Raw genomic sequence first — 14,615 nt, 5'->3', positions numbered from 1 at the left:
TTCGATTTAGAGGTTGAAGTCGATCGGCACCTCGGGGGCGTCGTCCCCGAGCGTGAGCGGCTCGCGCGCGGGAGGCTTGGGGGGGTTCTCGTCGATCTCCTTGGCCTCGAGCAGACCTTCGTCGATCTCGCGAAGTGCGATCGAAAGAGACTTCTCCTGGGGCTCGGTGTCAACCAGAGGTCCGACATGCTCGAGGAGGCCGTCTTCGACCTGCGAGTAGTAAGCGTTGATCTGACGCGCACGCTTCGCCGAGTACAGCACGAGGGCGTACTTCGAATCAACGGACTCGAGCAGCCGATCGATGGGCGGGTTGGTAATGCCTTCGGGCTGGGCAACGGTTCCAGGCACGAAACGTCCCTTCCTAGTGTGAAGTCAGATATCGGCGCTCGCGCATGACGAGCGCGCAAGGTCCCATCCTACCGGAAATAGCGCCCTAGCGACGGCGAAGGTCGGTGATGTCATTCACGCGATAGCGAGCCCAGCTTCGCGTGCGAGCGCGTCGACGGCCTCATCGAGATCGTCGTTCACGATCGTCACGTCAAACTCTTTTTCAGCGGCCATTTCCACCCGCGCGGTTTCAAGTCGCCGCTCCTGCTCCTCAGGGCTTTCTGTTCCCCGCCCCACGAGACGCTCAACAAGGACGTCCCAACTGGGCGGAGCCAAGAACACGAAGCGCGCATCCGGCATCGAGGAACGCACTTGGCGAGCCCCCTCAAGGTCGATCTCAAGGATGACCGCACGCCCCTCGGCCCGGGCCGCTTCGACGGCGCTCCTCGGAGTTCCGTAACGATTGCGACCGTGCACGAGGGCCCATTCGAGCATGTCGCCGTCTTTCACGGCATCGTCGAACTGTTCGGGACTCCAGAAAAAATAGTGGATCCCGTCCACTTCGCCGGGGCGCGGATCACGCGTGGTCGCGGAGACCGATAGATAGACCTCGGGGTGTTTCTCGAGAAGTCTGCGCGTAACAGTGCCCTTGCCGACGGCGGTCGGACCGGCGACGACAACGACGCGCCCGCGGGGCACGTCGAGCGACTGCGCCGGGCTCACTCTGCGAAGTGCTGAATAAGCTTTTCCGCCTGATGGCGGCCGAGGCCCCGCATCTTGCGCGAGGGCGAGATGCCGATCTCGTCCATAATCTGCGCAGCCTTGACCTTGCCAATGCCCGGGAGAGATTCGAGCATTGCGGAAACCTTAAGGCGAGCGACAGCCTCGCTCGTCTTCGCTTCTTCGATAAGGTTCGCGATTTCCTCACCGCGGTTGCCGGTCGAGTTCTTGAGGCGGTTCTTCACCTGCGCACGCTCCTGGCGGAGCTGTGCAGCCTTCTCGAGTGCGGCCTTGCGCGCTTCGGGGGTCAAAGTGGGGAGAGCCACGTGTCTACCTCTTCAATCTATTCGTGGGATGGTACCCATTCTCATGAATCTTCATGACGAAGCCCCAGAGAATTTGCAAACACTCTTCCGCGTCGCGACTGGCACTCAACGAGCAAACCGCTCGGCTTGGAGCTACGTATAGAGTTACCCACCAAGTTGATAAAGTCTTGAAGAACGCTGAAAAACCGCGAAATCGTGACCTATTTGTCACCTTGAGCAGGCATATCGTGTATTTTTTGCGTTCGGGACGGGATCAGCACCCGCCTGTTACTGATCTTTCAAGAACAATGGAGTCCGCGCCATCGCACTCCTCTAGCAACACGTTGACCCGCTCTCGCCGCGACGTCGGCAGATTCTTGCCGACGAAATCTGCGCGAATTGGCAGCTCCCTGTGGCCTCGATCGACCAAAATCGCCAGTCGAACAGCGGCCGGTCGACCGAGCGCGCTCAGGGCATCGAGCGCCGCGCGTACCGTACGACCTGAATAGAGCACATCGTCGACGAGAATAACCGTGCGGCCTTCGATCCCTCCCTCGGGAAGGCGCGTCTCTCGTTCCTCCCGCGCAGGCTTCGACGAGCGATCATCGCGAAAACGCGTGATGTCGAGCTCCCCCACGATGCTCGCGGGGTCGCGCTCGGTGTTGCCGGCACGCGCAATCGCCTCGGCGATGCGGTAGGCAAGGGGCACGCCACGGCTGTGAATCCCCATGAGCACGAAATCGTCGACACCTTTTTCACCTTCGACAATCTCGTAGCCGATCCGGGTCAACGCGCGGCGAATGTCGCCCGCCTTGAACACTTCCGTGCGGAGATCCTCAGCCATCGACGTCTCCCTTCTTAACCGAGTAGATCCTTCGCGTCCGCGATTCGCTGGAGAAGCGCATTGACGAACGATGCCGAATCTTCCGTCGACAGCTCGGCGGCAACGCTCGTGTACTCCTTGAGCAGCACAGGAGCATCGACTCCGGTGCCGTGAAGAATCTCGGCCGCTCCCATACGCAAGATCGCTCGGTCGACAGCGGGCATGCGTTCGAGCGTCCACGCCTCCGAGTGCGAAGCAATCGTGTCGTCAATGTCAGCGGCGTGCGCGGCATACATAAGCGCAAAACGCTTCGCTGCCTCGGGCAGCGGGGTCTGCGCGGTTGAGGTGACGGTGCGCTGCTCGGCTAGTTCCTCGACACCCACCTGGCGGGCGTCGGCCTCAAACAACACGTCAATCGCGCGCACGCGCGCACGCGTCACTGCACCAAATTTATGCGTCCGCGACGGGAGGGTCTTGACGAGTTCAACTTCGTCCCCCTCGCGCCCCGGCAGCGGAAGATCCAGCGGATCGAACGGCATATCAGGCACGTCCGAGGTAGTCGCCGGTGCGGGTGTCGACCTTAACCTTGGTGTTCTGCTCGAGGAAGAGAGGCACCTGGATTTCGAGGCCGGTCTCGAGGGTTGCGGGCTTCGTGCCGCCCGAGCTGCGATCACCCTGGAGGCCGGGCTCGGTGTGGGTAATTTCGAGAACGACCGAGGCGGGAAGCTCAACGAAAAGTACCGTGCCCTCGTGGAATGCCACGACGGCGTCCTGGCCCTCGAGCATGTAGTCCTTGGCGTCGCCAACGATCTCCGCGGTCACGTTGGTCTGCTCCCAGGTCGTGGTGTCCATGAATACGAAGAGGTCGCCATCCATGTACGAGTACTGCATGTCGCGGCGGTCGATCGTTGCGGTCTCGACCTTGACGCCCGCATTGAAGGTCTTGTCAACGGTTTTGCCGGAGAGAACGTTCTTGAGCTTGGTGCGAACGAACGCCGGGCCCTTGCCGGGCTTCACGTGCTGGAATTCGACAACGCTCCACAGGCCGTTCTCGAGCTTCAGGACCATGCCGTTCTTCAGATCGTTAGTGCTTGCCATGATTCTCCGTTCGGGGTTGCATTTGCGCACGCGCCCCTTCGAGGACGCACACAATCCTTAATTTTAGCGCCCTTCGGGCGCGGGAAATTTCCGACGGTTGCCGGTTTCCCCTTGATCCTTCTCACGCGAGCGCGATGAGCTCCTCGTATTCGGCGTTCCAGAGGTCTTCGACAGCATCGGGCATCATCAGCACTCGTTCGGGATCGAGCGCCGCGACGGCACCCGGGTCGTGACTCACGAGCACGATCGCTCCCTCGAAGGCGCTGAGCGCACCGAGGATTTCTTCGCGGCTCGCCGGGTCGAGGTTGTTTGTGGGCTCGTCAAGGAGAAGAACGTTCGCGCTGGAGACGACAAGGGTCGCGAGCGCGAGACGGGTCTTTTCGCCACCCGAAAGAACGCCTGCGGACTTGTGCACGTCGTCGCCCTGGAAGAGGAATGAACCGAGGATCTTGCGCACCTCGACTTCGGGCAAGTCCCCCGCAGCGCGCTGCATGTTGTCGAGAACCGTGCGCTCAAGTTCGAGCGTGTCATGTTCCTGGGCAAAGTAGCCGAGTTTTAACCCGTGACCGGCAATGATCTCTCCGGTGTCCGGGGTTTCGACGCCCGCGAGCAGACGCAAAAGGGTCGTCTTACCCGCACCGTTGAGTCCGAGAACGACAACGCGCGAGCCACGATCGATCGCGAGATTCACGTCGGTAAAAATCTCGAGGCTCCCGTAGCTTTTCGAAAGCCCCTCTGCCCTGAGAGGGGTCTTGCCGCTCGGGGCCGGTTTCGGAAAGCGAAGCTTCGCGACGCGTTCAACCTGACGTTCCTCCTCAAGGGAGTCGAGAAGCTTTTCGGCGCGGCGGAGCATCTGCTGGGCAGCAACCGCTTTCGTCGCCTTCGCCCGCATTTTTTCGCCCTGGGCCTGAAGGGTTGCGGCCTTCTTTTCAGCGTTGGCACGCTCACGTTTACGACGCTTCTCGTCGTCCTCGCGCTGACGCAGGTAATTCTTCCAACCCATGTTGTAGACGTCGATGACCTGGCGATTTGCGTCGAGATAGAACACCTTATTGACCACATGCTCAACGAGCTGGATGTCGTGAGAGATGATGATCATTCCGCCCGGATACTGCATGAGAAACTCGCGAAGCCACACGATTGAGTCAGCATCGAGGTGGTTGGTCGGCTCATCGAGCACGAGAGTTTCCGCCTGCGAGAAAAGGATGCGCGCAAGTTCGACGCGGCGACGCTGACCGCCAGAGAGCGTGCCGAGTTCGGCCTCGAGCAGGCGGTTATCGACCCCGAGGTTTGCCGCGAGTTGCTTCGCCTCCGCCTCGGCCGCGTAACCCCCCTGCGCTTCTAATTCGTTGTTGAAGCGCACGTAGCGATCCATCGCCTTCTCGCGCTTCGTCTCGCTGAGGCTCATGTCGGCCATATCCCGCTCGCTTTGCGCGAGTTTTTCGAAAATGCGGGCGAGGTTTCGCGCTTCAAGAATGCGCGCGAGCACCTTTTGCTTCGGATCCCCCTCGGTTGTGTCCTGAGGGAGGAAGCCGATCTGCCCGCGGATATCGATCGAACCCGCCGCGGCTTCGCGCTCGCCCGCCAACGTGCGAGTGAGGGTCGTTTTACCGGCACCATTGCGGCCAACAAGCCCCACGCGGTCGCCTTTCGCGACCTGAAAGTCCACGCCGCTCATAAGCATGCGTGCACCCACGCGGATCTCGAGGTCATGAACCGTGATCATGGTGTCCTTTACAAACTGACGAAGAAGGGCTCGACCCCTGGGGCCGCGTACAAGTCTAGTAATGCGTGGCCGATTCGGGCCCTGCAGCCGTCGGACTCCCCGCCCCGGGGTAGCGGATTGCACAAGCGCCCTGCACATCACGAACGTTTTGTGTAAGCCCCTTGAGCGAGAGCGTGGACTGCGTAAGCATGGAAGGAACGTGAATTCGGTGCGAAGGAGCGCCACGACGCAAAGGAGATGAACGTGAAAATCGGTATCGTGAGGGAAATCAAGAACAACGAATATCGTGTGGCGATGCACCACGCCGGCGTCGAGGAGCTGATCCGTTCCGGGCATGAGGTCGTTGTTGAGAAGGACGCGGGTGTCAACGCTGGTTTCACCAACACGGATTATGAGGGGGCCGGCGCACAGATCGCCGACACGGCCGAATCCGTCTGGGGCGAGGCCGATCTCCTCCTCAAGGTCAAGGAGCCTCTCGAGAGCGAGTACGGGTACCTCCGGGAGGATCAGATTCTCTTCACCTACCTCCATCTCGCGGCTTCACGCTCGCTCACGCAGGCACTCCTCGCTGCGAAAACTCCCGCGCTTGCCTACGAGATGGTGAAGGGTTCCGACGGTTCGCTTCCCCTCCTCGCACCCATGAGCATCATCGCCGGTCGGCTCTCCGCACAGGTCGCCGCCCATCAGCTCATGTCGCCGTTTGGCGGAACCGGTGTTCTCATGGGAGGCGCGCCCGGCACGGCGCGTGCCAAAGTTCTCGTCGTGGGTGGCGGCGTCGTCGGCGAGCAGGCTGCGATCGTCGCCGCTGGCATGGGCGCGAGCGTGACCGTGCTCGACATTAATTCCGCGCGGCTTGCCGATCTCGATCGCACGCATGGCACGCGTATCTCAACCGGATTCTCTAATGCGCAAGCCATCGATACCCTCGCGCGCGAAGCCGATGTCGTCGTTGGCTCTGTTCTCCTACCCGGACGAGCGGCCCCGAAGCTCATCAAACGTGAAACGATTGAGGCGATGCGACCCGGATCAATCGTCATCGATGTCGCGATCGACCAGGGCGGCTGTACCGAGGTCTCTCGTCCTACAACGCACGACGACCCAACCTTCCGTGTGGGTAATGCGACGGTCTATTGCGTCGCAAACATGCCCGGTGCCGTTGCCCGCACTGCAAGCGTTGCCCTTGCGGGGGCCAGCCTTCCCTACGTGCGTGCTCTCGCAAACGGAGGTATTGAGGGGATCGCCGGACACCCGGGTTTGCTTTCGGGATTCTCGACCTTCCGCGGCGAGCTCCTTCATGAAGAAGTGGCTGAGGCACATGGTCTTCCTTATCGGAGCGCTCGGGATGTACTCGCACACGAGCGGTAACGCCGTGCGCCCTCTGCAAAGGTCATCCCGCAGAGGGCGCCAAGCCGCTTGCTAAAAACGAGAGTGTGCGAGATATATCCCAGGTGCAGACGGCCCTCAATGCTGCTTTCAGCTGGCCAAAGCTGGAATAATGCACCCATGTTGCGTAATTACCGATTCCCTCTCATCATCCTGGCGTGCGTCGTTCTCGGCGCAATCGCCGGACTTGTTTTCGGGCCCGACGCCGCGGTTGTGAAGCCCTTCGGCGTTGTGTTCGTGAACATGATGTTCACGCTCGTCGTGCCGCTCGTCTTCTTCTCAATCGCGTCCTCGGTCGCCGCCATGGATTCGGCCAAACGGCTTGGGAAAATCATGGGGTCGATGATGCTCGTGTTCATTTCCACGGGAATCGTCGCCGCGATCATCATGCTCACGGTACTGTGGATCTTCCGTTCAAGTGAGCCGCTCAACATCACACTCACCGATCCAGGGACCGTCGAAAAGCCCGAATCGATTGGTGATCAGATCGTGCAAACTCTCACCGTGAACGAGTTCGGCGAGCTCCTCTCCCCCTCCAACATGCTCGCGCTCATCATCTTTGCGGTACTCGTCGGGTTCGCCACGAGTGGCATTGGAAAAGCTGGCGACGCGTTCCGCGAGTTCCTCTCGTCCGCTAGCGCCGTATTCCTGAAGCTCGTCTCGCTCATCATGTACTACGCGCCGATCGGTCTTGGCGCTTACTTCGCCGCGCTCATCGGCGAACTTGGTCCGCAACTCGTGGGCGGGTACGTACGTGCATTCGTCATCTATTTCCCCGTCACCATCGTCTACTTCTGCGTCGCATTCACGCTCTACGCCTACATTGCGGGCGGCACCAAGGGCATCAAACGCTTTTGGAGCAACATCCTCGAGCCCACCGCGATCGCGCTTGGCACCGGTTCCTCCGTGGCGTGTCTCCCGGCGAACCTCAAGGCCGCGCAGCGCACAGGTGTGCCGCGGGACATTCGAGAAACGATCATCCCGATCGGCGCGACGATCCATATGGAAGGATCAGTCCTTTCCGCGATCCTCAAGATCTCGTTCCTCTTCACCCTGTTCCAACGCGATCTCTTCACGATCGAGAACCTTCTCATCGCCGTCGGCATCGCGCTCCTCAGCGGCATGGTGATGAGCGGCATCCCTTCGGGCGGCTTCGTCGGAGAACTCATGATTATTACTCTCTACGGTTTTCCCACCACTGCGCTGCCGGTCATTTCGATCATCGGGACAATCATCGACGCTCCCGCAACCACGATCAATGCGGTCGGCGACAACTCCTCCTCTATGCTCGTGGCCCGCATGATTGACGGCAAAGACTGGATGGATAAGGGCGATCGCGAACGCGCCGAAGACGAGGCCCTCGCGGCCGCACCACGTACCGCGTAGGCTTCATCACGCCTCACAAGGGCGGGGCCCGGTTCACCGTGAAGTGAGCCGGGCCCCGCCCTTTCATAAGCCGCGCAGGTTAGAGGTTGAAGCCGATCGCGCGAAGCTGATCTTTGCCGTCCTCAGTAATGCGTTCCATGCCCCACGGCGGCATCCACACCCAGTTAATCCGGTGCGTCTCCGTAATCGGGTCGAGCGCAGCAAAAGTCTGCTCCTCGAGCACGTCTTGAAGCGGACACGCGGCACTCGTCAGGGTCATGTCGACAACGGCATTGCCGTTCTCGACGGTCACGCCATAGACGAGGCCGAGGTCAACGACGTTAATCCCGAGCTCGGGATCGATGACGTCCTTCAGTGCTTCGGTGACGTCCTGTACGCTGACGTCTTTCGATTCGGACATTGCTTAAGCCGTCCTTCCGGTGGTCGTGAGGCCTACGCCGTGAGGTAACGGTCGTAGCCCTCGGCCTCGAGGCGCTCGGCGAGCTCAGGGCCGCCTTCTTCCGCCACGCGACCATTCACAAAGACGTGCACGAAATCCGGCTTGATGTACTTGAGGATGCGCGTGTAGTGCGTGATGAGCATGACGCCGAGATCAGTCTCGTCCTTCACACGATTCACGCCCTCCGAAACGACGCGAAGAGCATCGACGTCAAGTCCGGAATCGGTCTCGTCGAGGATCGCGATCTTCGGGCGCAGCAGCTCCATCTGGAGAATCTCGTGACGCTTCTTCTCGCCTCCCGAGAACCCTTCGTTCACGTTACGCTGCGCAAAATGCGGGTCCATACGGAGCTTTTCCATCGCGGCGTTCACATCTTTGACCCACTCGCGCAGCTTCGGGGCCTCGCCCTCGACCGCCGTCTTAGCGGTGCGCAGGAAGTTCGAGACGGTCACGCCGGGAACCTCGACCGGGTACTGCATCGCGAGGAAGAGCCCGGCCTTTGCGCGCTCATCGACGCTCATCTCGAGAACGTCTTCGCCATCGAGGAGGACTTCACCCGAGGTGATTTCGTACTTGGGGTGACCGGCGAGCGAGTACGCGAGCGTGGACTTGCCCGAGCCATTCGGGCCCATGATCGCGTGAGTTTCACCGGAGCGGAGCGTGAGGTTCACGCCCTTGAGGATCTCCTTGGTGCCTTCGGGAGTTTCCACGGTTGCGTGGAGGTCCTTGATTTCAAGAACGGACATGGTGTTCCTTTCAAGTCAGGAAAGTTCGATGGGGTCGAGCGAAACGCTGATCGTGCCGCTCGCCTGGTCAATCGTGACGGGGTATACGGGTGTTGCGACATGCGCGGGAAGCTGCCTAGGCACGCCGGTACGTAAATCAAACTGACTACCGTGCTTCCAGCATTCCAAGGCGCCGTCCTCGACGTCGCCATCAGAGAGATTGACGTTGCGGTGGGTACAAAGGTCGCCGAGTGCGTGCACGGTTCCATCCGTGTCGCGCGCAAGGGCAATCTCGATACCGCCCACCTCGATGCCCATCACGGATCCAGGCGCGAGGTCATCAAGGTGTGCTACCGCGTGTGTCGTGGACATTTAGTTCATGCTCCGCTGCAGCTCGATCTCGATCTGCTCCGTGAGGTAGTCACGTACCTCTGGAACCTCGATTCTCTGGATGAGCTCCTGGAAGAAGCCGCGAACGACGAGACGGCGCGCCTCGATCTCGGAGATGCCGCGCGCCATGAGGTAGAACAGCTGCTCGTCATCGAAACGCCCGGTCGCAGCGGCGTGCCCCGCCCCTTCAATTTCGCCGGTCTCGATCTCGAGGTTCGGAACTGAATCGGCACGGGCCCCCTCGGTAAGAACGAGGTTGCGGTTCATTTCGTACGTCTCGGTGCCTTCGGCTTCCTTGCGGATGAGCACGTCTCCCACCCACACACTGCGCGCACCGCGCCCCTGGAGGGCGCCCTTGTACAGGACGTTCGATGTGCACTTCGGCGCGGCGTGATCCACGAACAGTCGGTGCTCGAGGTGCTGGCCTTCGTCGGAAAAGTACAGGCCGTCCTGCTCAACTTCGCCACCGGGGCCGGCGAACGTCGCGGTTGAATTCACGCGCACCGCCTTGCCGCCGAGCGTCACGACGATGTGCTTGAGGCGAGCGTCCTTCCCGATCTTCGCGACGTGAGTGGCGACGTGCACGGCATCGTCGGCCCAGTCATGGATCGCGATCACGGTCATCTCGGAGCCCTCGTCGAGGACCATCTCGACGTTCTGCGCGTACAGCGCGGAGCCCGTGTGGTTGATGACGTAGGTCGCGCGCGCATTAGCTTCGGTGTGCAGCACGATCTCGCCGTGGCTGGCGATGGATGCGTCGTGTCCAGAAACTTCCACGCGCGCCGGTTCGCTAGCCTCGGTGTTCGCAGGGGCCTTGAGGTACAGTGCGTTCGCGGTCAGCTCCGCGGCTGCCGCGGCGATGCGGTCCTCGGGGAGGATCGCCGTGTGGCGCGGGGCTTCCTTCTCCCCGAGCGAATCGACGACGAGCCCTTCGGGGGACTCGACCTCGTAGCTCACGACGCTTTCCTCGACGTGGGTCTCGCGTGCCTCAAAAAGCGGGGCGAGCTGCCGCAAGCTCGCAAAGCGCCACTCTTCTTCGCGGCCGGTCGGGATCTCGTGGTTGTCGATCCCAAAGGCGGCGTGGCGGGTCGCGCGAGAGAGGAGGCCGCTGCGCTCACCCGGAAGGGCAATACCTTCCGATTCGAGCTGTGCCTTCGAATGATCCGTCGTGGTCATTAACCCACGGCTCCTTCCATCTGCAGTTCAATGAGGCGGTTGAGCTCGAGCGCGTACTCCATGGGGAGCTCACGCGCGATCGGCTCGATAAATCCGCGCACGATCATCGCCATTGCCTCGGTTTCTTCGAGGCCGCGACTCATGAGGTAGAACAGCTGTTCTTCGCTGACCTTGGACACCGTTGCCTCGTGTCCCATCTGTACGTCATCCACGCGAACGTCGACGTATGGATAGGTATCGGTTCGAGAGACCTGGTCGACAAGGAGCGCATCGCAAAGGACGTTAGAGGCGGAGTGGTGCGCACCCTCATTGACCTGGACGAGGCCGCGATACGAGGAGCGGCCGCCACCGCGAGAAACCGACTTCGACACGATCGAACTCGAGGTGTGGGGCGCCATGTGGACCATCTTCGAGCCGGTGTCTTGGTGCTGCCCCTCGCCTGCGAAGGCGATCGAGAGAGTCTCACCGCGCGCGTGCTCACCCTGGAGCCAAACCGCGGGGTACTTCATGGTGACCTTTGAACCGATGTTGCCATCGACCCATTCCATCGTTCCGCCCTCTTCGACGGTCGTGCGCTTCGTGACGAGGTTGTACACGTTGTTCGACCAGTTCTGAATGGTCGTGTAGCGAACGCGCGCATCCTTTTTCACGACGATCTCAACGACCGCGGAGTGGAGCGAGTCCGACTTGTAGATCGGCGCCGTGCAGCCTTCGACGTAGTGCACGTACGAGCCCTCGTCGGCAATGATGAGCGTGCGCTCGAACTGCCCCATGTTCTCGGTATTGATGCGGAAATAGGCCTGGAGCGGGATTTCCACGTGGACGCCCTTCGGAACGTACACGAATGAGCCGCCCGACCACACCGCGGTGTTGAGCGCCGCGAACTTGTTGTCGCCGGCAGGAATCACGGTGCCGAAGTACTCCTCGAAGATCTCGGGGTACTCGCGAAGGCCCGTGTCGGTGTCGACGAAGATGACGCCCTGTTTTTCGAGATCCTCGCGGATCTGGTGGTACACGACCTCGGACTCATACTGAGCGGCGACGCCGGCGACGAGGCGCTCCTTTTCTGCCTCGGGAATACCAAGGCGATCATAGGTCGCCTTGATGTCTTCAGGCAGGTCTTCCCAGCTCTTCGCCTGCCCCTCTGTCGAGCGCACAAAATACTTGATGTTGTCGAAATCGATCTCGCTAAGATCCGCGCCCCACGTGGGAAGCGGCTTCTTTTCAAAGAGCGAGAGTGCGCGCAGTCGGCGCTTGAGCATCCATTCGGGCTCGTTCTTCAGGTGCGAGATGTTGCGCACGACTTCTTCACTCAGCCCTCGCTGAGCAGTGGCGCCGGCGGTATCCGAATCGTGCCAGCCATATTCGTAGCTGCCGATCGACGCGATGATCTCGTCCTGACTGAGCTGCTCTGGTGCAGTCGTCATGGCTTCCTTCCTTCTGTGAGCAAATCTGTGGTGACGTCCGAGGCAAGTTCCCCTTCGGCCATGGACTCGGCAATTGCCGCGCTCATGGCCGGGGTTAAGTGGGTGGTGCACACGTGCGCACCCGCCGCTCGAGTCGCGAGGCGCTGAACGGGAACGCCGAGCATTCTCGAAAGCGCAGCCGTTTCAACCTCGCACAGCTCCGGGTGCTTCGCGGCGATGTCTTGGACCGGGCAGCGTCCCTGGCACATCTGCACCGTCGTGAGGGTCCGCGACGGGGCACCGTCTCGCCCGAGAGAGCCGACGCTCACCGTGACCGGCCTGAGCGATGCGGCATAGCCGAGTTCTTTGAGAAGGTCGATCACGAGGCGCACGCGGCGCGCCGGCGTCACCTCACCTTCATCGCTTTCACGCGCATAGCGCCGCTCGAACTCCGCTTCCCATTCGGCGGTGCGCGCCTTCGCGAGTGCGACGAGGGCCTCGTGCCCGCCAGCGCGTTCGAGTTCTTTCATCGCCAGTAGAGCGAGGCTTTCGCACTCTCTCGAGGCTGCATCAGGCTCCGGGGCGGTCGCGGCGAGCACGAACTCCTTGCGAGGGCGCCCGCGCCCTCGGGGCCTGTGGGACGATTCCTTTTCCTCAATGATGCCCTCGGCGTGCAATTGGGATAGGTGCCGACGGATAGCAGCGCCGGTGAGGTGAAAACGTTCGGCAAGGTCGCCTGCGGCGATGGGACCGTCGATACTAATAGCCTCGATGAGGCGTTCGCGCGTCGAATCATTGACGGACGCTTCGGTGCGAGCATTCACGACATCCTCCTTTCGCCAAACCGGTGGACGATGCGATTCTACAAACCGTGAGTTTCGAAAAGATAGAGAGGGTTACCTAAGTCCCGGCGGAGCGCGGCGTATGTCACACACATCGCGAAAACCAGTCGACCGTCGGACCCCTCCCGCCCCTCGCCGCGGCTGCGCGCACATTACCATGATGTGCCATGGGCACTCACACTTCGACCGCAGCCGGGCGCGCGGCCACACCACCGCCGGCACTCGAAATCACTCACCTGCGTAAACAATTCGGTTCCGTCACGGCGTGCGAAAACGTGAGTCTCTCGGCGAAATTCGGGGAGATCACCGCGCTGCTAGGCCCAAACGGCGCCGGCAAATCCACGACGATCGCGTGCGCGACCGGGCTCCTCTCCCCCGACGGAGGCGAAGTACAGCTCCTAGGCGCCGACCCTCTCACTCACGACGCCGAGACGCGCGCGAGGGTCGGCGTCATGCTTCAGGACGGCGGCCTCACCTCAGGAGCCACCCCAGCGCAGCTACTCGCCTACGCCTCATCTCTCTACGCGCGGCCCCGGGATTGGCGCGCCCTTTCCCGCGAACTCGGTATCGATTCCTTCTCATCGACCCTCGTGCGCCGACTCTCCGGTGGTCAACGGCAGCGTTTGAGCCTCGCTCTTTCACTGCTCGGCGTGCCCGACGTTCTTTTTCTCGACGAACCGACCGCCGGCATGGATGTCGCGGTCAAGCGACGCACGCGAGAGCTTATCCGAGCCGAAGCGGAGCGAGGCGCCGCCGTCATCCTCACCTCTCACGCGCTCGACGACATCGCCTCGCTCGCGGATCGCGTCATCGTCATCGCCGAAGGCTCCGTGAAGGCCGACGGCACCCTCGCCGACGTCGAACGCACGCTCGGGAGCCAATCCCCGCTCTCGATCGATATTGCTGCGAGTGCCCCTTCGGAGGAGCGCCTCGTGGCGTTTGAACAGGCAGTACGTAACGCCGCCGAAATCCAAGGGGTCACTCTCGCCATCGAACACGGCCCCGATTCCCTCGAGGACATTCTCGTGTCGCTGTCGAACACGCGAGCAAAGGAGACGAAGTGAGCACGGACCCGCACTCGGTAATGTCCGATTCGCGCCGCGCCGCCCGCACCCCTCGGCGCATCGCCGCGCACGCACAACTTGAAGCACGGGCGATTCTCACCAACGGAGAGCAGCTCATGGTTTCGCTCATGCTGCCTGCAATGGTTCTTCTTGGCTTGCGGTTCGTCCCCGTTTCGCCCGCTCTTTTTGGCGGCAAGTCGCCGTCAATGACCGACGCCGTTGCCGCGACAGCGGTGACCGCCATCATTGCCACTTCCCTCACCTCACAGGCAATCGCCACCGGCTTCGACCGTCGAAATGGGGTGCTGCGTTGGATCGCCACGACACCTCTCGGTCGCGGCGGTTACATGCTTGGCAAATTGGGTGCGATGGCAATCGTGCACATCCTGCAGATCGTTGCGCTCGGCGCCCTGTCGTTCGCACTTGGCTGGCGGCCCACCGCTGGTGAAATCCTGTTGTCGATTCCCGTGTGGATTCTTGCCACGTGTGCCTTCGGGGGGCTCGGTCTTTTGATCGCCGGCACGCTTCGCACTGAGGCCGTACTCGCGCTGTCAAACATCATTTTTATTCTCCTCATCGCCGTCGGTGGGGTGGCGATCCCCGCGAACGGATTTCCCGCGCCATTCGACACTCTCGTCTCAGTGCTGCCGTCGGCTGCTGCATCGAGCGCACTCACCGAGACGCTATCGGGGCACGCACCCTCCCTCGCCGCGCTCGGGCTCCTCGCCCTGTGGGCCGCGGTCTTTGGGAGTTTGACGGTGAGATTCTTCCGCTGGACGAGCGCCTGATTCACCGATCCTGCCCC

At 61.6% G+C, this 14,615-nt stretch carries 17 protein-coding genes; 4 read left to right on the top strand and 13 right to left on the bottom strand.

Features of this window, described 5'->3' with window-relative positions; translation table 11 throughout:
• Window positions 1–6: 6 nt before the first annotated feature.
• The 7 genes from rpoZ to abc-f form a co-directional block, all read right to left on the bottom strand.
• Window positions 7–348 (bottom strand): DNA-directed RNA polymerase subunit omega, encoded by a 342-nt coding sequence (gene rpoZ, locus HMPREF3176_RS04460; protein WP_070458547.1) that lies wholly within the window; start codon window positions 346–348, stop codon window positions 7–9.
• Window positions 349–462: 114 nt separating this feature from the next.
• Entirely contained in the window at window positions 463–1,050 is a 588-nt protein-coding gene (gmk, locus tag HMPREF3176_RS04455) for a guanylate kinase (protein WP_141740659.1), read from the bottom strand.
• A complete protein-coding gene (mihF, locus tag HMPREF3176_RS04450; protein WP_016664639.1) occupies window positions 1,047–1,373 on the bottom strand; it encodes an integration host factor, actinobacterial type in 327 nt (108 codons plus the stop codon). The genes gmk and mihF overlap by 4 nt, the downstream gene beginning before the upstream one ends.
• Before the next feature lie 253 nt (window positions 1,374–1,626).
• Window positions 1,627–2,196, bottom strand: a complete 570-nt coding sequence (gene pyrR, locus HMPREF3176_RS04445) for a bifunctional pyr operon transcriptional regulator/uracil phosphoribosyltransferase PyrR (RefSeq protein ID WP_016664640.1) — start codon at window positions 2,194–2,196, stop codon at window positions 1,627–1,629.
• 14 nt (window positions 2,197–2,210) lie between these two features.
• Window positions 2,211–2,714, bottom strand: a complete 504-nt coding sequence (gene nusB, locus HMPREF3176_RS04440; protein ID WP_016664641.1) for a transcription antitermination factor NusB — start codon at window positions 2,712–2,714, stop codon at window positions 2,211–2,213.
• A gap of 1 nt (window position 2,715) precedes the next feature.
• On the bottom strand, window positions 2,716–3,273 hold the full coding sequence (efp, locus tag HMPREF3176_RS04435) for an elongation factor P (protein WP_016664642.1): 558 nt from the start codon (window positions 3,271–3,273) through the stop codon (window positions 2,716–2,718).
• A gap of 121 nt (window positions 3,274–3,394) precedes the next feature.
• Window positions 3,395–4,999 (bottom strand): ribosomal protection-like ABC-F family protein, encoded by a 1,605-nt coding sequence (gene abc-f, locus HMPREF3176_RS04430; RefSeq protein ID WP_016664643.1) that lies wholly within the window; start codon window positions 4,997–4,999, stop codon window positions 3,395–3,397.
• Between the two features lie 243 nt (window positions 5,000–5,242).
• Between abc-f and ald the strand changes: the two genes are divergently transcribed.
• Both ald and HMPREF3176_RS04420 read left to right on the top strand, forming a co-directional pair.
• The gene (gene ald / locus HMPREF3176_RS04425) at window positions 5,243–6,364 is read left to right on the top strand and encodes an alanine dehydrogenase (RefSeq protein WP_034374907.1); all 1,122 of its coding nucleotides are present in this window, start codon (window positions 5,243–5,245) and stop codon (window positions 6,362–6,364) included.
• Window positions 6,365–6,502: 138 nt separating this feature from the next.
• Window positions 6,503–7,768 (top strand): dicarboxylate/amino acid:cation symporter, encoded by a 1,266-nt coding sequence (locus tag HMPREF3176_RS04420; protein ID WP_016664645.1) that lies wholly within the window; start codon window positions 6,503–6,505, stop codon window positions 7,766–7,768.
• Window positions 7,769–7,847: 79 nt separating this feature from the next.
• Here the strand turns inward: HMPREF3176_RS04420 and HMPREF3176_RS04415 are convergent, their stop codons facing one another.
• From HMPREF3176_RS04415 to HMPREF3176_RS04390, 6 genes are read right to left on the bottom strand one after another with little or no spacing between them, the layout of a single operon-like run.
• Window positions 7,848–8,168, bottom strand: a complete 321-nt coding sequence (locus HMPREF3176_RS04415) for a metal-sulfur cluster assembly factor (protein WP_016664646.1) — start codon at window positions 8,166–8,168, stop codon at window positions 7,848–7,850.
• Between the two features lie 32 nt (window positions 8,169–8,200).
• Window positions 8,201–8,953: a Fe-S cluster assembly ATPase SufC gene (gene sufC, locus HMPREF3176_RS04410; RefSeq protein ID WP_016664647.1), complete on the bottom strand. Its 753-nt coding sequence runs from the start codon at window positions 8,951–8,953 to the stop codon at window positions 8,201–8,203.
• 15 nt (window positions 8,954–8,968) lie between these two features.
• Entirely contained in the window at window positions 8,969–9,304 is a 336-nt protein-coding gene (locus HMPREF3176_RS04405) for a non-heme iron oxygenase ferredoxin subunit (RefSeq protein ID WP_034373298.1), read from the bottom strand.
• Window positions 9,305–10,498: a Fe-S cluster assembly protein SufD gene (sufD, locus tag HMPREF3176_RS04400; protein ID WP_034373302.1), complete on the bottom strand. Its 1,194-nt coding sequence runs from the start codon at window positions 10,496–10,498 to the stop codon at window positions 9,305–9,307.
• Window positions 10,498–11,925, bottom strand: coding sequence for a Fe-S cluster assembly protein SufB (gene sufB / locus HMPREF3176_RS04395; protein ID WP_034373305.1), 1,428 nt, complete (start codon window positions 11,923–11,925; stop codon window positions 10,498–10,500). The genes sufD and sufB overlap by 1 nt, the downstream gene beginning before the upstream one ends.
• Complete coding sequence (locus HMPREF3176_RS04390) at window positions 11,922–12,728, bottom strand: helix-turn-helix transcriptional regulator (protein WP_016664651.1); 807 nt, start codon at window positions 12,726–12,728, stop codon at window positions 11,922–11,924. Before HMPREF3176_RS04390 ends, sufB begins: the two co-directional genes overlap by 4 nt.
• A gap of 185 nt (window positions 12,729–12,913) precedes the next feature.
• Between HMPREF3176_RS04390 and HMPREF3176_RS04385 the strand changes: the two genes are divergently transcribed.
• The gene (locus HMPREF3176_RS04385; protein ID WP_070458545.1) at window positions 12,914–13,810 is read left to right on the top strand and encodes an ABC transporter ATP-binding protein; all 897 of its coding nucleotides are present in this window, start codon (window positions 12,914–12,916) and stop codon (window positions 13,808–13,810) included.
• Window positions 13,807–14,598 carry an ABC transporter permease gene (locus HMPREF3176_RS04380; protein WP_016664653.1) on the top strand — a complete coding sequence of 264 codons (792 nt, stop codon included), beginning with the start codon at window positions 13,807–13,809 and terminating at the stop codon, window positions 14,596–14,598. Before HMPREF3176_RS04385 ends, HMPREF3176_RS04380 begins: the two co-directional genes overlap by 4 nt.
• Window positions 14,599–14,615: the final 17 nt, after the last annotated feature.

Source organism: Dermabacter sp. HMSC08H10 (assembly GCF_001807585.1).
Classification (GTDB): Bacteria; Actinomycetota; Actinomycetes; order Actinomycetales; family Dermabacteraceae; genus Dermabacter; species Dermabacter hominis.
Note: the sequence above shows the minus strand (reverse complement) of the source record. Positions and strands in the feature narration are given on the sequence as shown.